This window comes from Haemophilus seminalis, assembly GCF_006384255.1.
In the GTDB taxonomy this organism is placed as follows: domain Bacteria; phylum Pseudomonadota; class Gammaproteobacteria; order Enterobacterales; family Pasteurellaceae; genus Haemophilus; species Haemophilus seminalis.
In genome coordinates this window covers 129,969-148,178 of sequence record NZ_VCED01000004.1, presented here as the reverse complement: position 1 = coordinate 148,178, position 18,210 = coordinate 129,969, and the positions used below count along the sequence as shown (strand labels likewise).

19 protein-coding genes are annotated in these 18,210 nt (G+C 36.6%); 11 read left to right on the top strand and 8 right to left on the bottom strand.

Going from position 1 to position 18,210, the window contains the following annotated elements:
• Nucleotides 1-197 precede the first annotated feature (197 nt).
• Together FE813_RS07020 and ilvN are read left to right on the top strand one after the other, a co-directional pair.
• Complete coding sequence (locus tag FE813_RS07020) at nucleotides 198-1,919, top strand: acetolactate synthase 3 large subunit (RefSeq protein ID WP_139990006.1); 1,722 nt, start codon at nucleotides 198-200, stop codon at nucleotides 1,917-1,919.
• Nucleotides 1,919-2,410, top strand: a complete 492-nt coding sequence (gene ilvN / locus FE813_RS07015) for an acetolactate synthase small subunit (RefSeq protein ID WP_048952595.1) — start codon at nucleotides 1,919-1,921, stop codon at nucleotides 2,408-2,410. The genes FE813_RS07020 and ilvN overlap by 1 nt, the downstream gene beginning before the upstream one ends.
• 50 nt (nucleotides 2,411-2,460) lie before the next feature.
• Here ilvN and cmoB read toward each other — a convergent pair whose 3' ends face one another.
• Both cmoB and putP read right to left on the bottom strand, forming a co-directional pair.
• Entirely contained in the window at nucleotides 2,461-3,426 is a 966-nt protein-coding gene (gene cmoB / locus FE813_RS07010) for a tRNA 5-methoxyuridine(34)/uridine 5-oxyacetic acid(34) synthase CmoB (protein WP_139990005.1), read from the bottom strand.
• Complete coding sequence (gene putP, locus FE813_RS07005; RefSeq protein WP_139990004.1) at nucleotides 3,423-4,937, bottom strand: sodium/proline symporter PutP; 1,515 nt, start codon at nucleotides 4,935-4,937, stop codon at nucleotides 3,423-3,425. Before putP ends, cmoB begins: the two co-directional genes overlap by 4 nt.
• A 115-nt stretch (nucleotides 4,938-5,052) precedes the next feature.
• Here putP and rng point away from each other — a divergent pair, with 115 nt between their 5' ends.
• Nucleotides 5,053-6,528: a ribonuclease G gene (gene rng / locus FE813_RS07000; protein WP_046950290.1), complete on the top strand. Its 1,476-nt coding sequence runs from the start codon at nucleotides 5,053-5,055 to the stop codon at nucleotides 6,526-6,528.
• A gap of 66 nt (nucleotides 6,529-6,594) precedes the next feature.
• Here the strand turns inward: rng and FE813_RS06995 are convergent, their stop codons facing one another.
• Nucleotides 6,595-6,894 carry a hypothetical protein gene (locus FE813_RS06995; RefSeq protein ID WP_139990003.1) on the bottom strand — a complete coding sequence of 100 codons (300 nt, stop codon included), beginning with the start codon at nucleotides 6,892-6,894 and terminating at the stop codon, nucleotides 6,595-6,597.
• A 110-nt stretch (nucleotides 6,895-7,004) separates the two neighbouring features.
• Here FE813_RS06995 and FE813_RS06990 point away from each other — a divergent pair, with 110 nt between their 5' ends.
• Nucleotides 7,005-7,550: a sigma-70 family RNA polymerase sigma factor gene (locus FE813_RS06990; protein WP_009500308.1), complete on the top strand. Its 546-nt coding sequence runs from the start codon at nucleotides 7,005-7,007 to the stop codon at nucleotides 7,548-7,550.
• 9 nt (nucleotides 7,551-7,559) lie between these two features.
• Nucleotides 7,560-7,757, top strand: coding sequence for an anti-sigma factor family protein (locus FE813_RS06985; protein WP_139990002.1), 198 nt, complete (start codon nucleotides 7,560-7,562; stop codon nucleotides 7,755-7,757).
• A gap of 37 nt (nucleotides 7,758-7,794) precedes the next feature.
• Here the strand turns inward: FE813_RS06985 and FE813_RS06980 are convergent, their stop codons facing one another.
• Genes FE813_RS06980 through FE813_RS06970 form a run of 3 tightly spaced genes read right to left on the bottom strand, consistent with a single transcriptional unit; the run spans nucleotide 7,795 to nucleotide 10,408 of the window.
• A complete protein-coding gene (locus FE813_RS06980; RefSeq protein ID WP_139990001.1) occupies nucleotides 7,795-8,919 on the bottom strand; it encodes a hypothetical protein in 1,125 nt (374 codons plus the stop codon).
• Nucleotides 8,920-8,936: 17 nt separating this feature from the next.
• Nucleotides 8,937-9,797 carry an Nmad3 family putative nucleotide modification protein gene (locus FE813_RS06975; protein WP_109128443.1) on the bottom strand — a complete coding sequence of 287 codons (861 nt, stop codon included), beginning with the start codon at nucleotides 9,795-9,797 and terminating at the stop codon, nucleotides 8,937-8,939.
• Entirely contained in the window at nucleotides 9,794-10,408 is a 615-nt protein-coding gene (locus FE813_RS06970; protein WP_139990000.1) for an Nmad2 family putative nucleotide modification protein, read from the bottom strand. The genes FE813_RS06975 and FE813_RS06970 overlap by 4 nt, the downstream gene beginning before the upstream one ends.
• Nucleotides 10,409-11,014: 606 nt before the next feature.
• On the opposite strand from FE813_RS06970, the gene FE813_RS06965 reads away from it, so the two are divergent.
• Entirely contained in the window at nucleotides 11,015-11,560 is a 546-nt protein-coding gene (locus FE813_RS06965) for a sigma-70 family RNA polymerase sigma factor (protein ID WP_139989999.1), read from the top strand.
• 9 nt (nucleotides 11,561-11,569) lie between these two features.
• A complete protein-coding gene (locus FE813_RS06960) occupies nucleotides 11,570-11,743 on the top strand; it encodes a zf-HC2 domain-containing protein (RefSeq protein WP_005636028.1) in 174 nt (57 codons plus the stop codon).
• 95 nt (nucleotides 11,744-11,838) lie between these two features.
• Here FE813_RS06960 and FE813_RS06955 read toward each other — a convergent pair whose 3' ends face one another.
• A complete protein-coding gene (locus tag FE813_RS06955) occupies nucleotides 11,839-12,702 on the bottom strand; it encodes a DMT family transporter (RefSeq protein WP_139989998.1) in 864 nt (287 codons plus the stop codon).
• A gap of 175 nt (nucleotides 12,703-12,877) precedes the next feature.
• On the opposite strand from FE813_RS06955, the gene msrAB reads away from it, so the two are divergent.
• From msrAB to FE813_RS10490, 4 genes are all read left to right on the top strand, one after another.
• Complete coding sequence (gene msrAB, locus FE813_RS06950) at nucleotides 12,878-13,939, top strand: bifunctional peptide-methionine (S)-S-oxide reductase MsrA/peptide-methionine (R)-S-oxide reductase MsrB (protein ID WP_139989997.1); 1,062 nt, start codon at nucleotides 12,878-12,880, stop codon at nucleotides 13,937-13,939.
• An 11-nt stretch (nucleotides 13,940-13,950) separates the two neighbouring features.
• A complete protein-coding gene (locus FE813_RS06945) occupies nucleotides 13,951-14,592 on the top strand; it encodes a cytochrome c biogenesis protein CcdA (protein ID WP_139989996.1) in 642 nt (213 codons plus the stop codon).
• Between the two features lie 43 nt (nucleotides 14,593-14,635).
• Nucleotides 14,636-15,106, top strand: a complete 471-nt coding sequence (locus FE813_RS06940) for a redoxin family protein (protein ID WP_005638585.1) — start codon at nucleotides 14,636-14,638, stop codon at nucleotides 15,104-15,106.
• 187 nt (nucleotides 15,107-15,293) lie between these two features.
• The gene (locus FE813_RS10490) at nucleotides 15,294-16,211 is read left to right on the top strand and encodes a LysO family transporter (RefSeq protein WP_180978701.1); all 918 of its coding nucleotides are present in this window, start codon (nucleotides 15,294-15,296) and stop codon (nucleotides 16,209-16,211) included.
• Between the two features lie 235 nt (nucleotides 16,212-16,446).
• On the opposite strand, the gene argS is transcribed toward FE813_RS10490, so the two are convergent.
• Complete coding sequence (gene argS / locus FE813_RS06930) at nucleotides 16,447-18,180, bottom strand: arginine--tRNA ligase (protein ID WP_139989995.1); 1,734 nt, start codon at nucleotides 18,178-18,180, stop codon at nucleotides 16,447-16,449.
• Nucleotides 18,181-18,210: the final 30 nt, after the last annotated feature.

The following is an 18,210-nucleotide window of genomic DNA, read 5'->3' as shown; positions in this document are numbered from 1 at the left end:
TCGCATTTTTTTATTTTAAAGTGTTATTTTTTTTATAAAAATCTAATTTAGTGCGATTGTTTAATTTTTTATTCTGTTTTGTTGTTTTTTTTAGCCGTTATGTAGACTAGACAAAAACTTTTTGCTTAGTATGATGTAAATCATTGATACAAAGCATGAGCACTTTTGAAAGTGCGGGTTCGTTTTAGGAGTAAAAAATGAAGAAGTTATCTGGCGCAGAGATGGTGGTTCAATCTTTACGCGATGAAGGCGTAGAGTATTTATTTGGTTATCCTGGTGGGGCAGTATTAGATATTTATGATGCGATCCATACACTAGGTGGTATTGAACATATTTTAGTTCGCCATGAACAAGCAGCCGTACATATGGCGGATGGCTATGCACGTTCTACAGGTAAAGTTGGATGTGTATTAGTGACTTCGGGGCCAGGAGCAACAAATGCAATCACTGGGATTTTAACGGCTTATACAGATTCTGTGCCTATGGTTATTATTTCTGGTCAGGTCATGAGTAATTTAATTGGCCGAGATGCGTTCCAAGAATGTGATATGGTGGGGATTTCTCGTCCAGTTGTGAAGCATAGCTTTATTGTCAAAAAAGCGGAAGATATTCCATCTATTTTGAAAAAAGCTTTTTATATCGCCTCAACTGGTCGTCCTGGACCTGTTGTGGTGGATATTCCAAAAGATACTGTAAATCCGAATTTTAAATATCCTTATGAATACCCAGAATCTGTAGAGTTACGCTCTTATAATCCGACAGTAAATGGGCACAAAGGCCAAATTAAAAAAGCATTAAAAGCACTTTTAGTGGCGAAGAAACCGATACTTTTCGTTGGTGGCGGGGCAATTTCAGCGGAGTGTAGTGAAGAATTAACAATTTTAGCACATCGTTTAAATTTACCTGTAACAGCCTCTCTAATGGGATTAGGCGCGTATCCAAGCACAGATAAACAATTCCTAGGAATGTTAGGGATGCACGGTACTTTCGAAGCCAATACGGCAATGCACGAAAGTGATCTTATTTTAGGGGTTGGTGTTCGTTTTGATGATCGTACAACAAATAATTTAGAAAAATATTGCCCAAATGCCAAAGTGATTCATATTGATATTGATCCAACCTCGATTTCTAAAAATGTTCCAGCAGCGATTCCAATTGTCGGAAATGCGAAAAATGTATTGGAAGAATTTTTGAGTTTATTGAATGAAGAGGGATTAAAATCTCAAACAGATCTTGAAAGTTGGTGGCAAGAAATCAACCAATGGAAAGCAAAAAAATGTTTGGAATTTGACCGCACTTCTGGCGTGATTAAACCGCAACAAGTCATGGAAGCGGTATATCGTCTTACTAAAGGACAGGCATATGTGGCTTCTGATGTTGGACAACATCAAATGTTTGCAGCGTTACATTATCCATTTGATGAGCCTCGTCATTGGATTAACTCTGGTGGCGCTGGTACCATGGGATTTGGTTTGCCCGCTGCATTAGGCGTGAAATTGGCTCATCCGGAAGCAACGGTTGTTTGCGTTACTGGCGATGGAAGTATTCAAATGAATATTCAAGAGCTTTCTACTGCAACTCAGTATGGCATCCCTGTTGTTATTATTTGTTTGAACAATCATTTCTTAGGAATGGTAAAACAATGGCAAGATTTGATTTATTCTGGCCGCCACTCGCAAACCTATATGAATTCCTTGCCTGATTTTGTGAAATTGGCTGAATCTTATGGTCATGTCGGTATAAAAATTGCGACACCAGATGAACTTGAAAGTAAATTGCAAGAAGCATTCAGCATTAAAAATAAATTAGTATTTGTAGATATTAATGTAGATGAATCTGAGCATGTGTATCCAATGCAAATTCGTGGTGGCGCAATGAATGAAATGATTTTAAGTAAACCTCAAGAGGAGACAAACTAATGCGTAGAATTTTATCTGTTTTACTCGAAAATGAGTCTGGTGCTTTATCTCGTGTTGTTGGTTTATTCTCCCAACGTGCATTTAATATTGAAAGTTTGACAGTTGCACCAACGGACGATCCTACATTGTCTCGTATGACGATAGAAGCTGTGGGAGATGAGCAGGTTTTAGAGCAAATCGAAAAGCAACTTCATAAATTAGTTGATGTATTTAAAGTGATTAATTTGAGTGAGCAAGAGCATGTAGAACGTGAAATAGTTTTGGTTAAAGTAAGAGCAGTTGGTTCATCTCGTGATGAGATCAAACGTTTAGCGGATATTTTCCGTGGACAGATTGTAGATGTGACGCCAAAATCTTATACCGTTCAACTTAGCGGTACGAAAGATAAAATTGATGCTTTTATTAATGCATTAAAAGAGGAGGCGACATTGCTTGAAATAGTTCGTTCAGGATTAATTAGTTTATCCCGTGGTGAAAAGAATATTTTATAGTAGTAGGTAAAAATAAGGGGGATAATATCCCCCTTTTTTTGATTGAAAGCTTATTTATTCGATAAAATTACCGCTCTTTTCGGTGCTTGATAACCTTCAATGGTTTTACAGTGATCATTTGGATCTAAGAAATCAATCAGGCTTTCATTTTCCAACCAATCAGTTTTACGCTGTTCTTCTAATGTAGTTGTCGCAACATCCACACAACGTACGTTGGTAAAGCCAACTTTTTCTAGCCAGTTAATTAGTGCGGCGACAGAGGGGATAAAATAAACATTTTTCATTTTCGCATAGCGATCTGCTGGTACGAGCACAGTATTTACATCGCCATCCACTACTAACGTTTCTAATACCAATTCACCACCTTTTACTAATTGATTTTTCAACTGACTTAAATGATCTAATGGGGATTTACGATGATAGAGTACGCCCATTGAAAATACAGTATCAAATGCCGCTAATGGTTGCATTTGCTCAATACCAAGCGGGATAAGATTGGCTCGACGATCATTATTAAGCAGCTTGCGTACTGCTTCAAATTGGCAAAGGAAAAGTTCGGTAGGATCAATCCCGACGACCATTTTTGCGCCTTCGCCTACCATTCTCCACATATGATAACCGCTGCCACAACCCACATCTAAAATAGTGCGACCTTGCAGCGGTGCTAAATGAGGAAGAACACGATCCCATTTAAAATCTGAACGCCATTCACAATCTACATGAATATCGAAAAGATGATAAGGCCCCTTTCTCCATGGCATTAATTGTTTTAAATGATGGATAATTCGTTGTTTTTCACCTTCTGAAAGGGGAGAAGTGCGGTCAGATTTCACCGCACTTTTGAGATCGATTTCATCAGCATGTAAATCAGGTAGGAAATCAACAATTTTGCTCCATTTCTCATAATCGCCATGAGTTTGAGTTTCCCATTCTTTCAATTGGAGCGGTAAGGTCTCTAACCAGTCTGATAAATTTGTAGTCGCAATTTGTTGATAAAAAGGGCGAAAGTCGATCATTTTGCTTCCTTATAGGCCTTTTCTGCTTTGTCAAAGGTATCTAGAACATTTTTTTCTGGTTTGCTAGACAGCAATGAGACAACAATAATTGCAAGGCTACCGAAAGCAAAACCAGGGATCATTTCATATACTTTAAACCAATCGGTATCCGCTGGAATAACTTCTTTCCAAGCAAATACTGTTACTGCGCCTACAAGCATACCTGCCATCGCGCCTGATGATGTCATTCGTTTCCAGAAAAGAGAGAAAAGTACAACAGGGCCAAAAGCACTACCAAAACCAGCCCAAGCAAATTCGACAAGTTTTAATACTTTGCTGTTTTCATCTTGTGCGATCCAGATAGCAAGTGCGGCAATAACTAACACCATAATTCTTCCAAGCCATACGAGCTCTTTTTCAGATGCGTTAGGGCGAATAAAACCTTTATAGAAATCTTCTGTGATTGAGCTAGATGAAATTAACAATTGCGCGCTTAATGTACTCATTACAGCAGCCAAAATAGCAGAAAGTAATATGCCTGCGATCCAAGGATTAAACAAAAGTTTAGCGAGTTCAATAAACACTTGCTCTGGTTCATTGTTGACTGTGCTGGCAATGTTTGGATTGGCAAAGAAATAAGGAATTGCGAAGAAACCAATACCAATTGCACCACCTAAGCAAAGCACCATCCATGTCATACTAATGCGGCGAGCTTTGATAAGTGATTTGACAGAATAAGCCGCCATAAAACGCGCTAAAATATGTGGTTGCCCAAAATATCCCAATCCCCAAGCTGCAAGGCTTAATAGACCAAGTGGCGTAGTGGCAGTAAATAAATCTGTAAAATCTTTATTGGCAGCCGCTTCAGCTTGCGCTAATACCGCGGAAAATTGAGCGGTATCGCCAATGCTTAATAACACAAAAATAGGCGTTAAAAGCAGCGCAAAAATCATAAGGGTTGCTTGAATGGTATCTGTCCAACTTACAGCTAAAAAACCACCGATAAAAGTGTAGAGAATAGTGGCTAATGCTCCATACCAAAGTGCGGTGGAATATTCGACCGAAAATAAATTTTGGAATAATTTTGCACCTGCAACTACACCCGAAGCACAATAAATAGTAAAAAATACTAAAATAATGGTGGCAGAAACAAGTTTTAATAATTTGTGTGATGAACCAAAACGATTGTGAAAATATTCTGGGAGGGTGAGGGCATTATTATTTAATTCTGTATAAACACGCAAACGACCAGCCACTAAAAGCCAGTTAAAATAAGCCCCGATAGTTAAACCAATAGCAATCCAGCCTTCAACTAAGCCTGATAAATATACCGCACCAGGCAAGCCCATTAAAAGCCAACCAGACATATCTGAAGCACCAGCAGACATTGCGGTGACAAAGCTGCCTAAACGACGTCCACCGAGAATGTAATCTGATAAATTATTCGTATAATAATAGGCTAGTACGCCAATCAGCAACATCCCGAAAATATAAATAGTAAAAGTAACAAGAGTTGGGTCGAATCCAAACATTTAAAAAGTCCAAAATGGGTTAAAAATTTCAGAAAGGGTGCATTTTACCTTATTTCGGGCTATTATTCTATTTAGACTGAATATTTGATGAAATTTAAGAAATTAGGAATATAAAATGGATGCTGTAGAGTTATTGATGAACGTAACTCCTAACGAAACACGCATTGCGCTAGTAGAAACAGGAATGTTGCGCGAAGTGCATATTGAACGCCAAGCCAAACGAGGAATTGTCGGAAATATTTATAAAGGTCGTGTAACGCGAGTACTGCCCGGAATGCAGTCTGCGTTTGTTGACATTGGTTTGGAAAAAGCGGCTTTTTTACACGCTGCCGATATTGTATCTCATACGGAATGTGTAGATGAAAATGAACAAAAGCAATTTAAAGTTAAAAGCATTTCAGAATTAGTACGCGAAGGGCAAGATATTGTTGTACAAGTGGTGAAAGATCCCCTTGGTACAAAAGGCGCACGTTTAACAACAGACATCACATTGCCATCGCGTCATCTTGTTTTCATGCCGGAAAATAGCCATGTAGGCGTTTCACAACGCATTGAAAGCGAAGAAGAACGCGCCCGTTTAAAAGCATTAGTTGAACCTTTTTGTGATGAACTCGGCGGTTTCATTATTCGTACCGCCACAGAAGGGGCAAGCGAAGAAGAATTACGTCAAGATGCTGAATTTTTAAAACGCTTATGGCGTAAAGTCTTAGAGCGTAAATCTAAATATCCAACTAAATCAAAAATTTATGGCGAGCCAGCCCTTCCGCAACGTATTTTGCGTGATTTTATCGGAACAAACTTAGAGAAAATTCGTATCGACTCTAAACTTTGCTTTGGCGAAGTGAAAGAATTTACCGATGAATTTATGCCTGAACTAAGCGATAAACTTGTTCTTTATTCTGGCAATCAACCTATCTTTGATGTGTATGGGGTTGAAAATGCGATCCAAACAGCGCTAGATAAACGTGTTAATCTCAAATCTGGTGGCTATTTGATTATCGAGCAAACAGAAGCCATGACCACCATTGATATTAATACAGGCGCATTTGTGGGGCATCGTAATCTAGAAGAAACTATATTCAATACCAATATTGAAGCAACTAAAGCCATTGCTCAGCAACTACAACTACGTAATTTGGGTGGCATAATCATTATTGATTTTATTGATATGCAAACAGATGAACACCGCAATCGAGTATTAGAATCTTTATGCGATGCACTTTCTAAAGATCGTGTGAAAACTAATGTGAATGGCTTTACGCAATTAGGCCTTGTGGAAATGACTCGTAAGAGAACTCGTGAAAGCCTTGAGCATGTGCTATGTGATGAATGTCCAACATGCCATGGACGCGGTCGAGTGAAAACTGTTGAGACAGTTTGCTACGAAATTATGCGTGAAATTATTCGGGTGTATCATTTATTCAGTAGCGAACAATTTGTTGTTTATGCCTCACCAGCAGTTTCCGAATATCTTATTAACGAAGAATCTCACGGCTTACTGCCAGAAGTGGAAATGTTTATTGGCAAACGAGTGAAGGTGAAAACAGAACAGTTTTATAACCAAGAACAGTTTGATGTGGTGGTGATGTAAACTCTGTTTCAACAAAGTGCGGTGAAAAATTTTTGATATTTTCACCACACTTTTACAGACTGTTCTTTACATTTTTTCTTTTGTCATTTTCATTTTTTTATTTGATTTCATCTTTTTGTCAGATTTCATTTTCATATCAGATTTCATTTTCATATCAGATTTCATTCCCATTTCATCAGACTTCATTATGTGGTCAGAGTGCATTTGCATGTCATCTGATTTCATCATTTTTTTCATTGGCGCATTCATCATTGGTTCTGATTTCATTGACATGGTATCAGATTTCATTTCTTCTGCATAAACGGTTGTCGCACCAAATAACATAGTCATACTTAAGATTGCACTTTTCAATGTAATATTTTTCATTTTAAATTTCCTTGTTTGAGTGGTAAAAATAGTATTGAAAGAAATTGTTTCTTTCATTCTATTAGACGAAGCTCTCTTACATTTCTTACAAAAATTTTAAAGGAATTAAAATGAATGCCATTTCTGATACGGAACTCCAACAAATTCGTACGCAGATGTTGAAATTTGCAACGTTACAGTTGCACCATGCTGACCTCGCTGAGGATTTAGTACAAGAAGCATTTTTAAGTGCATTTAACAATCTCGCGAATTTTAAACATCAAGCCGCTTTTAAAACTTGGGTTTTTGCTATTCTAAAAAATAAAATTATTGATTATCTTCGCCAGAAAGGACGCTTTGTATTAGAAAGTGAAATTGAAGATGAACAGTCAACTAATACATTTTTTGATGATACAGGCCATTGGAAAATAGAATATTATCCGAGCGAATTACAGGGCGAAGAGGAAACGGTGTATTCTGATGAGTTTTGGTTGATTTTCGAAACTTGCCTTACTTGTTTACCCGCTAAACATGCCAAAATTTTCATGATGAGAGAGTTTTTAGAATTGTCATCGGATGAAATTTGTCAAGAAACTCAGCTTACCACATCCAACTTGCATACCACACTTTATCGGGCCCGTTTGCAGTTGCAAAATTGTCTATCAAAAAAACTTTAGGAGAAAATTATGCGTTGTATTCAAGCCACTCGGATAATTTCTGATTCTCATGAGCGACCATTAGAATTGCAAGAAAAAATGGGTTTAAAAATGCATTTGTTAACTTGTCCTCATTGTCGTCGTTTTCAAAGAAATTGTAAAACTTTAAGTGAAATGATGAAGCGGTTTAAAAATAGAAAAAATCAACCATTGTCAGCAAATGATTGATTTTCTTTCTAGCATTAATCGTTGTGGAATATGGTGCTTATATATTTTGCTCTTCCACAATATCTTGGAATTCGCGAATATAGTTTGCTATTTCTTCTGCGTACTCTTTTACCATTCTTGCTCGGCGTTGTGGGTGTTTGAAATAGTCAAAATCTTGGCTATCTAATGTCCAAAAGTTTAAATGATATTTATCGGGATTTTTCCAGCCAAACCACCAAGGGTTTGCATTTAATGATGACGAAACTAATTTGGTTAGTTCAATAATTTTATTATCAAGTTCAGTGTTTTCCCTTGTCTCTTGTGGGCGACGGAATCCATAATAAAGCGAATTGTCTAATTCCAGTTTAAAGGTTATATTTTCTCCATCTTGGGTTGTGTGAACTGGAATTTCAATACCATACCAGCGATGACGTTTTCTTGAACGAGCATAATATTGTGTAATATCTTGGCTAAAATCTTGTTTCTCAAACTCAATGCCTTGTACTAAAAGCTGATCTTGCATTTCATTCCAAAAATAATTTTGCATTTCATATTTATCTAGTTTTTCCCCTTCAATAAACAAATCACACCCATCTAACAGAGTTTTAATACTTTCTTTGGCAATTGGGTGGCTTGATGTTTTATATAAGTCATTTTTCAAAATTGCCACTATGCTAAATAACTCTTCGGCAAATGAAGCATAATAGCCAGCAACCAAACTTTGCTTATCTGTGCCTGCAATCATAAATTCATTCATTTTTTTGATTAAATTTGTCACACGTTCAAATATCGCTTGCGTGGTTTCTTCTGAACTATGCATTTGGATATAAGAAAGCTGGAACAGCAAGTCCTTTAATTCATCAATGGTATCTACAGGATCTTTATTCAGCGCAATTTGCACCTTGCCATCTTCCACAATATCTTTTAATTTTTCTAAGAATTGGTGATAAACCTCTTGTTTCTTTTCAAACACAGTTAAGTTTTTATCGCGTTCTTCTTCTGTTGCGGTTTGTCCTTGTAGTAAGAAAACCGTCACAATTGCTGTCAGAATAGCCCCGATTGCGCCATTGTTAATTTCTTCAATAATCTTGGGTAACGCATCTTCATAGACTTTATCCAACACGAATAAACTTAATGAAATGCTGAGTAAAATGCCAAGCCAGGCATAGATTTTTTTAGACATAATTTTTCCTTAGGTTGTTAGACATGATTTTTAATAAGGTTAATTGCCCAGTTTTTGACTTCCGGGAAATATTGGGTATCGAGGACAAATTCTTGTCCGCGCGCAACGGTTTTCAAAATAACCTTTTGACTATCTGAATCGTCCTCCCAACGGGTTAAATTTCCGTGATAACTCATTGCGTGATTAGAATTACTTCTTGCATCAAAACATTTTGGTAACGACCAAATTGAGCGTGAACGTCCTTGTTTCGTCAGAATTAAATCCGATGAAAATTGATTGAACATACCGCCTCCGAATGAATTTGGCACAAAATCCGATCGCTCTTTTGCAATGAAAATCAGATTATTTTCACCTTTACCGGCAGGATAATAATGCGGATGGATTGAAAGAAACGGATAAGGTTCTAACACTTTCATATCCTTAACATTAACAATCTCGTCAATTTCTAACCATCCGAATAAAGCATGAAAATGCGGTCCATAATATTCCCATTTTTCGGTTTGCGGATTTTGTCGAATATGTCTAAACCAACCTAGAAAAAGAAATAAATCACCTTTTTCAACATGTTGGTTTAACAAATGTCCGGCGGCTGCTTTGACTTGCCCGATTGCAGGTCGCCAGCCCTTTGTTCGCTTTTCCTTTTTTCGATTCAAATCAGGATCTAAATGAAGTGAAATATTCAGATAATCTGCAGGTAATAAATCTTGAATAATTTTCTTAAGATCAATCTCTTCAGTTTCCATATCGTCCCAAGATAAGTTGCCTTTAGATGAAGGAATTGGAAAAGAAATGATTTTTCCGTTAGGTAAAATAGGGCTGGGAAAGCGGCCATTATCTTTTCCACTATCAAACCCTTTTCTCGATAAAATAATTTTCATGCAAAATAGTTTCCGTGTTTGCCTGATGAATGAATTCCTCGTTGTTTTAATTCTTCATTAAAAAAGAGGATAAATTCATTAATAAGTTGTTGTTCTGTAGTTTTTCGATGCCCGCGACCGACTGAAAGATGATCATTTGGTAGTTGAATGTAATGTGTTGGATGATTTGAACCGAAATACCAATATTTACGCCCTATCAACACTCTTTTTCCGGAATAAAGATCCCTATATCTGCAGGATTCGTCGTGTCCTGATTTACTTTCTAGTAACACATACTCGCCATTTTCTTGGGGAATCCAAATACAATCACCATTGTGGCTTTTATCGGTAGGAATACGATGGTTTAAATCCGCCGAATTTTTACAACGTTGATAGTAATCCTTCCATTCAACGATTTCATCAATTACCATGCAGTACACAATATGATTCCCCATACGTTTCGGACTTAACCCTAAAACAATATCACCGATTTTTGCACAACGGCGAATGACCGGCTTGCAAATAGCGAGCGTGCAGATATTAAAATCAGGATTTGGTGCATTGCCGTGATCGTAAGAAACGATATAGCTGTACAATGAAGGATTTTCGGTTTGTTTGATTAATCGTTCCATAGGTTTTCTTGTGAAAAGTGAGGTTGAAATTAACCGCAATTATATTTCTTTTTATCAAGCGTTTTTTACTTCAAATAATTTGAATTCTGCATATCTTTTCAAAACATCTTTTTCAACTTTAGAAACAGCTTCATTCTCATTACTTGCTGAAACATAGCTGTTTCCACTAGTCCAAAGACGATCTGTTGTTTTTCTCTTGAATTGGTATCTCACATTGTATCTACTCATTTTTTTATTTTCTCCTAGGTCATTTAACGTAATTTTAGTCTGATGCTATGTAACCAAAACTAGTGCTAATAGCTGCATAAGTTTAAATCAAGCTCCAATCCTAAAATCTTTTCTCTTTACAGCATTTACCAATGAATGAAAAATAACAATTTGCACAAAACTTAAAACGAATTCTTGCAGAAAAAGGAATTTCACCTAAAGTCTAGGTGCTTGAGCGAGAATTTAATTTACATCCCTATGGCACCAATTGGCTTGCAAGCAGTAATTTGTCGGTTGTGCAGTGAAGTATTGTCTTCTTTGGTTCGGGTTACGTGCATTAGTAGACTGGCTGGAGGTCAAATTCTTCCATTTCTTACAAAAAATTTTAAAGGAATTAAAATGAATGCTATTTCTGATACGGAACTCCAACAAATTCGTACGCAGATGCTGAAATTTGCAATGTTACAGTTGCACCATGCCGATCTTGCTGAGGATTTAGTACAAGAAGCATTTTTAAGTGCATTTAACAATCTCGCGAATTTTAAACATCAAGCCGCTTTTAAAACTTGGGTTTTTGCTATTCTAAAAAATAAAATTATTGATTACCTTCGCCAGAAAGGACGCTTTGTATTAGAAAGTGAGATTGAAGATGAACAGTCAACTAATACATTTTTTGATGATACAGGCCATTGGAAAATAGAATATTATCCGAGCGAATTACAGGGTGAAGAGGAAATGGTGTATTCTGAAGAGTTCTGGTTGATTTTCGAAACTTGCCTGACTTGTTTACCCGCTAAACATGCCAAAATTTTTATGATGAGAGAGTTTTTAGAATTGTCATCGGATGAAATTTGTCAAGAAACTCAGCTTACCACATCCAACTTGCATACCACACTTTATCAGGCCCGTTTGCAGTTGCAAAATTGTCTATCAAAAAAACTTTAGGAGAAAATTATGCGTTGTATTCAAGCCACTCGGATAATTTCTGATTCTCATGAGCGACCATTAGAACTGCAAGAAAAAATGGGTTTAAAAATGCATTTGTTAACTTGTCCTCATTGCCGTCGTTTTCAACGAAATTGCAAAACCTTAAGTATGATGATGAAGAAATTTAAAGATTCACATTAAGAATAGTGAAAGTATAAAAAACACTACTATTTTTGACTGTACTTTATAGTGGTATTGCTAATTTATCCGTATGGCATTGGATAATCTCAAAGGTTTTATTTCTTCATCTTCGCCAATAAACTCACTGCACTCACAATTATAACTGCACCGAACCAAAAATAGAGGTTAGGCGTATGATGCCAAAAGAGCCAGTCGAAAACGCTAGAGAAAATTACGCCAGTGAACGCAAAAGGAGTAATGATATTGGCGGGTGCGTATTTAAAAGCGCGCGTGAGTAATAATTGGAAAATCAATCCAAATCCGCCCACTAATAGCAATAAACCAAGCTCATATAAATTAGGGATTTTCCATTGGTTAATAAAGAAGATTGGTAACATGAAGGTACCAATCAAGTGAAAATAAAATACGATATTTTTGGGGGTGTTGTATTTGTTTAATTCTTGTAAGCCAATAAATGCCATTCCTGCCAATACGGCACCAGATAATCCAATCAGCACATAAATAGGATCAACATTGCCATTGTTATTGGTGAGTAAAATAATGGAAACGCCAAGAAAACCGATTAAGCTATACAAAAGTACATTAAGCGGTGTTTTTTGATGGAAAAAGAGCAATAAAATTGGGATAAATAGAGCAGAGGTATTCATCAATAAGACCGCGATGGAAAGCGGTAAGAACTTTACGACATAAAAGTTAATCAACATGCTCGATACACCCGCGGCATTCCGCAGGATTAAAAATTTCCATTGACTAGTATCTACTTTAAAATCGCGATCTTTAATCACAAAAGGTAGTAAGAAAAGCAAGCCGATTAAAAAACGTGAAAATAAGGTTTCACTTGCAGGGATTGTTTGAGATGCCGTTTTGACAAATACATTCATCAAGGTAATGGAAAAGTACGCTGATACCATAAAACTAATCGCTTTGTGATAAAGCGAAGGAGTGGAATATGATTGCATATAGATTTTTTACCTTAGAAAAGAGGGAGAAATAGTGTGTTTTAGCTCTTTATTATTGGTTATAACAATGAATTTTAGTCAATTTCTTTAAAAATTTTACAAAAATCTGTAAGAAATCGAATTATCCGCCGTCTAACCTTATGTAACGTTAATTTTTACATCATAAGGAAAAACAATGAAACTATCAAAAACATTTCTATTTATTACCGCACTTTGCTGTGCAACACCAACTTTGGCAATACAAAATTCAACATCATCATCTGGAGAACAAAAAATGGCAATGGAAAATACACAAAACATTCGTGAAATTTATCTTGCTGGTGGCTGTTTCTGGGGTATGGAAGCATATATGGAGCGCATTCACGGTGTGAAAGATGCGATTTCTGGCTATGCTAATGGTAATACGGAGAAAACTAGTTATCAGATGATTGGCGTAACTGATCATGCAGAAACCGTAAAAGTCACTTACGATGCAAATCAAATTTCGCTCGATAAATTATTGCAATATTATTTTAAAGTGATTGATCCAACCAGCGTAAATAAACAAGGCAACGATCGTGGCAGACAATATCGCACGGGGATTTATTATCAAGATGGGGCAGATAAAGCGGTGATCGAACAAGCACTCGCCCAGCTTCAAACCAAATATAAAAAACCAGTACAAATTGAGATTCAACCGCTTAAAAATTACATCGTAGCGGAAGAATATCATCAAGATTATTTGAAGAAAAATCCAAATGGTTATTGCCATATTGATATTACCAAAGCAGATGAACCTGTGATTGACGAGAAAGATTATCCGAAACCGAGTGATGCAGAACTCAAAGCGAAATTGACACCGTTGCAATATTCCGTCACTCAAAATAAACATACTGAACGCTCTTTTAGTAACGAATATTGGGATAATTTCCAACCCGGTATTTATGTTGATGTCACCACAGGCGAGCCTGTTTTTTCTTCAAATGATAAATTTGAATCGGGTTGTGGCTGGCCGAGTTTTACGAAACCAATAGCAAAAGAGGTAGTGCATTATCAAACAGATAATAGTTTTAATATGCAACGTACCGAAGTGCTAAGCCGTGCGGGCAATGCTCATTTAGGTCACGTATTTGATGACGGCCCGAAAGATAAAGGTGGTTTGCGTTATTGCATTAACAGTGCATCAATTAAATTTATTCCGTTAGCTGAAATGGAAAAGGCAGGATACGGATATTTGATTCAGTCCATTAAAAAATAAGGAGATGTAGGATGTTAGATCAACAACTCCTTATTGGAACTGTATTTTTAGCGGGGCTTGCTTCTTTTCTTTCGCCTTGTATTTTCCCGATTATCCCGATTTATTTCGGTATTTTGAGTAAAGGTGGTAAAAAAGTCCTAAATACTTTTTTATTTATTTTAGGGCTTTCCCTTACATTTGTAAGTTTAGGCTTTAGTTTTGGCTTTTTAGGGAATATTTTATTTAGTAATACAACTCGAGTAATTGCTGGCATTATCGTGATTATTCTTGGTATTCACCAAATGGGAATTTTCAAAATTGGGTTACTTGAACGCACGAAATTGGTGGAAATAAAAACATCAGGAAAATCGACCGCACTTGAGGCATTTGTGCTTGGTTTAACTTTTAGTCTTGGTTGGACACCTTGTATTGGCCCGATTCTGGCTTCCGTGTTAGCGTTATCAGGCGATGAAGGCTCTGCACTTTACGGTGCATCAATGATGTTCATTTATGTCTTGGGGCTTGCAACTCCGTTTGTACTGTTTTCGTTCTTCTCTGACAGCTTGCTAAAACGTGCTAAAGGGTTAAATAAACACTTAGACAAATTTAAAATCGGTGGCGGAATTTTAATTATCGTGATGGGCATTTTATTGATTACGAATAATTTTTCGTAAGGCATAACCTCAACAAAAGAAATCTATTAAAAGGAAAAAAACAATGAAAAAACTACTATCAATATTTTTAATGGCATTCAGCCTAAACGCTTTTGCACAAACGAATTTGGCGGATGTGCAACTCAAAGATTTAAACAATCAGCCAGTTACTTTAAGCCAATATAAAGGCAAACCTGTGTATGTAAAAATGTGGGCATCTTGGTGTCCGATTTGCTTGGCGGGATTAGCTGAAATTGATGATTTAAGTGCGGAAAAAGATCGTGGATTTGAAGTCATAACTATTGTTTCGCCAGGTCATAAAGGCGAAAAATCACCGGCTGATTTTATTGAATGGTACAAAGGGCTAGAATATAAAAATATTAAAGTCTTGCTAGATGAAAATGGTGAAATTATTGATCGTGTTCATGTTCGAGGTTATCCGTTTAATCTATTTTTAGATGCTGATTTAAATGTGAAGAAAACTGTGCCAGGACATTTAGGACGGGAGCAAATAATTAAGTTTATTGAGAAATAAAATCAAGCGGCTGGTAATTAAAATTTAACCAGCCGCTTTTTTATTTCTGGCATAACGTAGATATTCTTTCATTGGGAATTTGGTAGATTGATGAAAATTATATATTATAAATAACACTTATATCGTTTGAATAGTTGTTAAATTTGCTTTTAAAGAGCAGATAAAACCAGTATTTGTGAAGGAAACAATGGAAGAAATAATTAACGGACTACTCATTGTGCTTGTGCCGATGGTACTGGGTTACTTAGTCAAAATACAGAATCAAAATGCGTTGTCATTCATTAATAAAATTGTAATGTTATTGCTTTACATCATTTTATTTATGATGGGGTTTATGCTTGGGCAGCTAGAGCATTTAGAACAAAAATTGCCAATTATTGGTATGACCGCTTTAGGGCTATCGGCTATTATTTTGACTTGTAATATCGTAGGCTTGGCTATTTATGACCGCACTTTGCCTAAGCCAGTTAATTACTTGCAGGGAGAATTACCATCTCGTTGGCATTCGTTAATGGACTCAATTAAATTATTAAGTGCGGTAATTATCGGTATTGTTTTAGGTTGGTTGTGCAATGATTGGTTGCATTTCCCACATGGTTCCAATCTTTACGTGCTTATTGCGTTGATCTTTTTTGTCGGGATTCAGCTTCGCAATAACGGTATTTCCTTGAAAGAAGTCTTATTAAACAAGCAAGGTTTAACGATGGGGGCAATTTTTACCCTAAGTTCTTTAGTCGGTGGTGTTATTTCGTCATTTTTTCTAAGTATGCCGATTACTCAAGGTTTAGCCTTTTCATCGGGATTTGGTTGGTATTCTTTATCAAGCGTCGTGTTGACAAATGCTTGGGGGCCGATTCAGGGGAGCATTGCCTTTTTCAATGATTTATCGCGTGAAATTTTGAGTTTATTTTTGATTCCATTGTTTATGCAACATTATCGCTCTACAGCTATTGGGATTACAGGCGCAACGGCACTAGATTGTACATTGCCGATTATTCAAAAATCAGGTGGAATTGAAGTAACGCCTATCGCCATTTCTTTTGGTATGGTGACAAATTTATTACCACCGCTGTTATTAGTCTTTTTCTCGAGTTTTCCTATTTAAAAGCTTAAAAAACTTGATTTTGATAAAAAAATCGTGACCAACTTCACAAATCTGAAAATATGTATTTGCATAACTGATCGGATTTCTTTATTCTGAAACCACTAAAAACAAGTGCTATCTTAAATAGCCGACATCTATTTTGCTTTCCGAGTAGTGCCCCATTGGGGCACTTTTTTTATTCTGTAAATAAGCATAAAAAATCCCTTTCGTAAGAAAGGGATTTTAATTATCTAAATTACATTTTTTCTACGGTTTTAATACCGAGTAACTCTAAACCTTGTTTTAAGGTTTTTTCCGTTAATAATGCCAATTTCAAACGGCTTAATTTTACGGACTCATCTTCAGCATTTAAAATTGGGCAATGTTCATAGAATGACGAGAATATGCCTGCTAGTTCGTATAAATAAGCACAAAGCACGTGTGGTGTGCCTTCTTTTCCGACTGTTTGCACCGCTTCTTCAAATTGTAGAAGTTTAATTGCAAGTGCTCTTTCTTTATCATCTTCAAGCGTTAAAGGTGCAGCCAAAAGTGCGGTCGAATTTATATCTGTTTTATTAAAGATCGAACGAATTCGAGTATAGGCATATTGCATATAAGGCGCAGTGTTACCTTCAAAGCTTAACATGTTATCCCAATCAAAAACGTAATCAGTAGTACGGTTTTTGGAGAGATCCGCATATTTCACCGCACCAATACCGATAGCCTCAATCACGGCTTCTTTTTCATCATTAGATAAATTTGTATTTTTTTCATTAATTAATACAGTAGCGCGTTCAATTGCTTCATCTAATAGATCGGCTAATTTCACCGTGCCACCGGTACGGGTTTTAAATGGTTTGCCATCTTTACCAAGCATCATCCCAAAGTTTTTATGCTCCAAAGAGAAACTGTCTGGTACATAACCTGCTTTACGAGTAATTAACCAAGCTTGTTGCATATGTTGGCTTTGGCGAGTATCTGAAAAAACAAGTGCGCGATCAGCTTTTAATGTTTCATAACGATATTTTGCTGCAGCAATATCGGTTGTAGTGTAAAGGAAACCGCCATCTTTTTTCTGAACGATTACGCCCATTGGGTCACCTTCTTTATTTTTGAATTCATCCAAATAAACAACCAATGCACCATCATCTTCTACAGCTAAGCCTTGTTTTTTAAGATCTTCTACGATGCTTGGTAACATAGGATTATAAAGACTTTCGCCCATCACATCTTTTTCGGTTAAAGTCACATTTAAGCGATCATAGTTGTGCTGATTTTGTTGCATGGTGATGTCAACTAAACGTTTCCACATCGCTCGACAATATTCATCACCACCTTGTAATTTCACAACATAATTACGCGCTTTTTCTGCGAATACTTCATCTTCATCGTAGTGTTTTTTGGCTTCGCGATAAAAGGCTTCAAGATCTTGTAATTCCATTTCACTCGCATGCTCGTTTTGCATTTTTTCAAGATAAGCAATAAGCATTCCGAATTGCGTTCCCCAGTCACCAACATGGTTTGCTCGAATGACATTGTGACCTAAAAATTCCAGGGTTCTTACAACCGCATCACCAATGATAGTAGAGCGCAAGTGACCTACATGCATTTCTTTTGCTACGTTTGGAGATGAATAATCAATCACAACAGTTTGTTTATCAGTAGCTTGAATGCCTAAATTTTTTTGGGAAAGCGCAGTTGAAACTTCAGTTGTTAGCCAAGTTGGATTTAAGAAAATATTGATAAAGCCCGGCCCTGCGATTTCTAATTTTTCTGCAATATCAGATAGTTGAGCATTATCTAAAACTTTTTGAGCAAATTCTCGTGGATTTAAACCTAATTTTTTCGCCGCAGCCATAATGCCATTGGCTTGATAATCGCCAAATTGTGGTTTTCCTGATTGACGAACAAGCGCATCGCAAGATTGATCTGCTCCAGCAAGAATCATAGCTTGTTTGATTTTGTCGGATAAAATAGATTGAATATTCACGTTTTTTCCTATGTTCAAATTGAATAATGA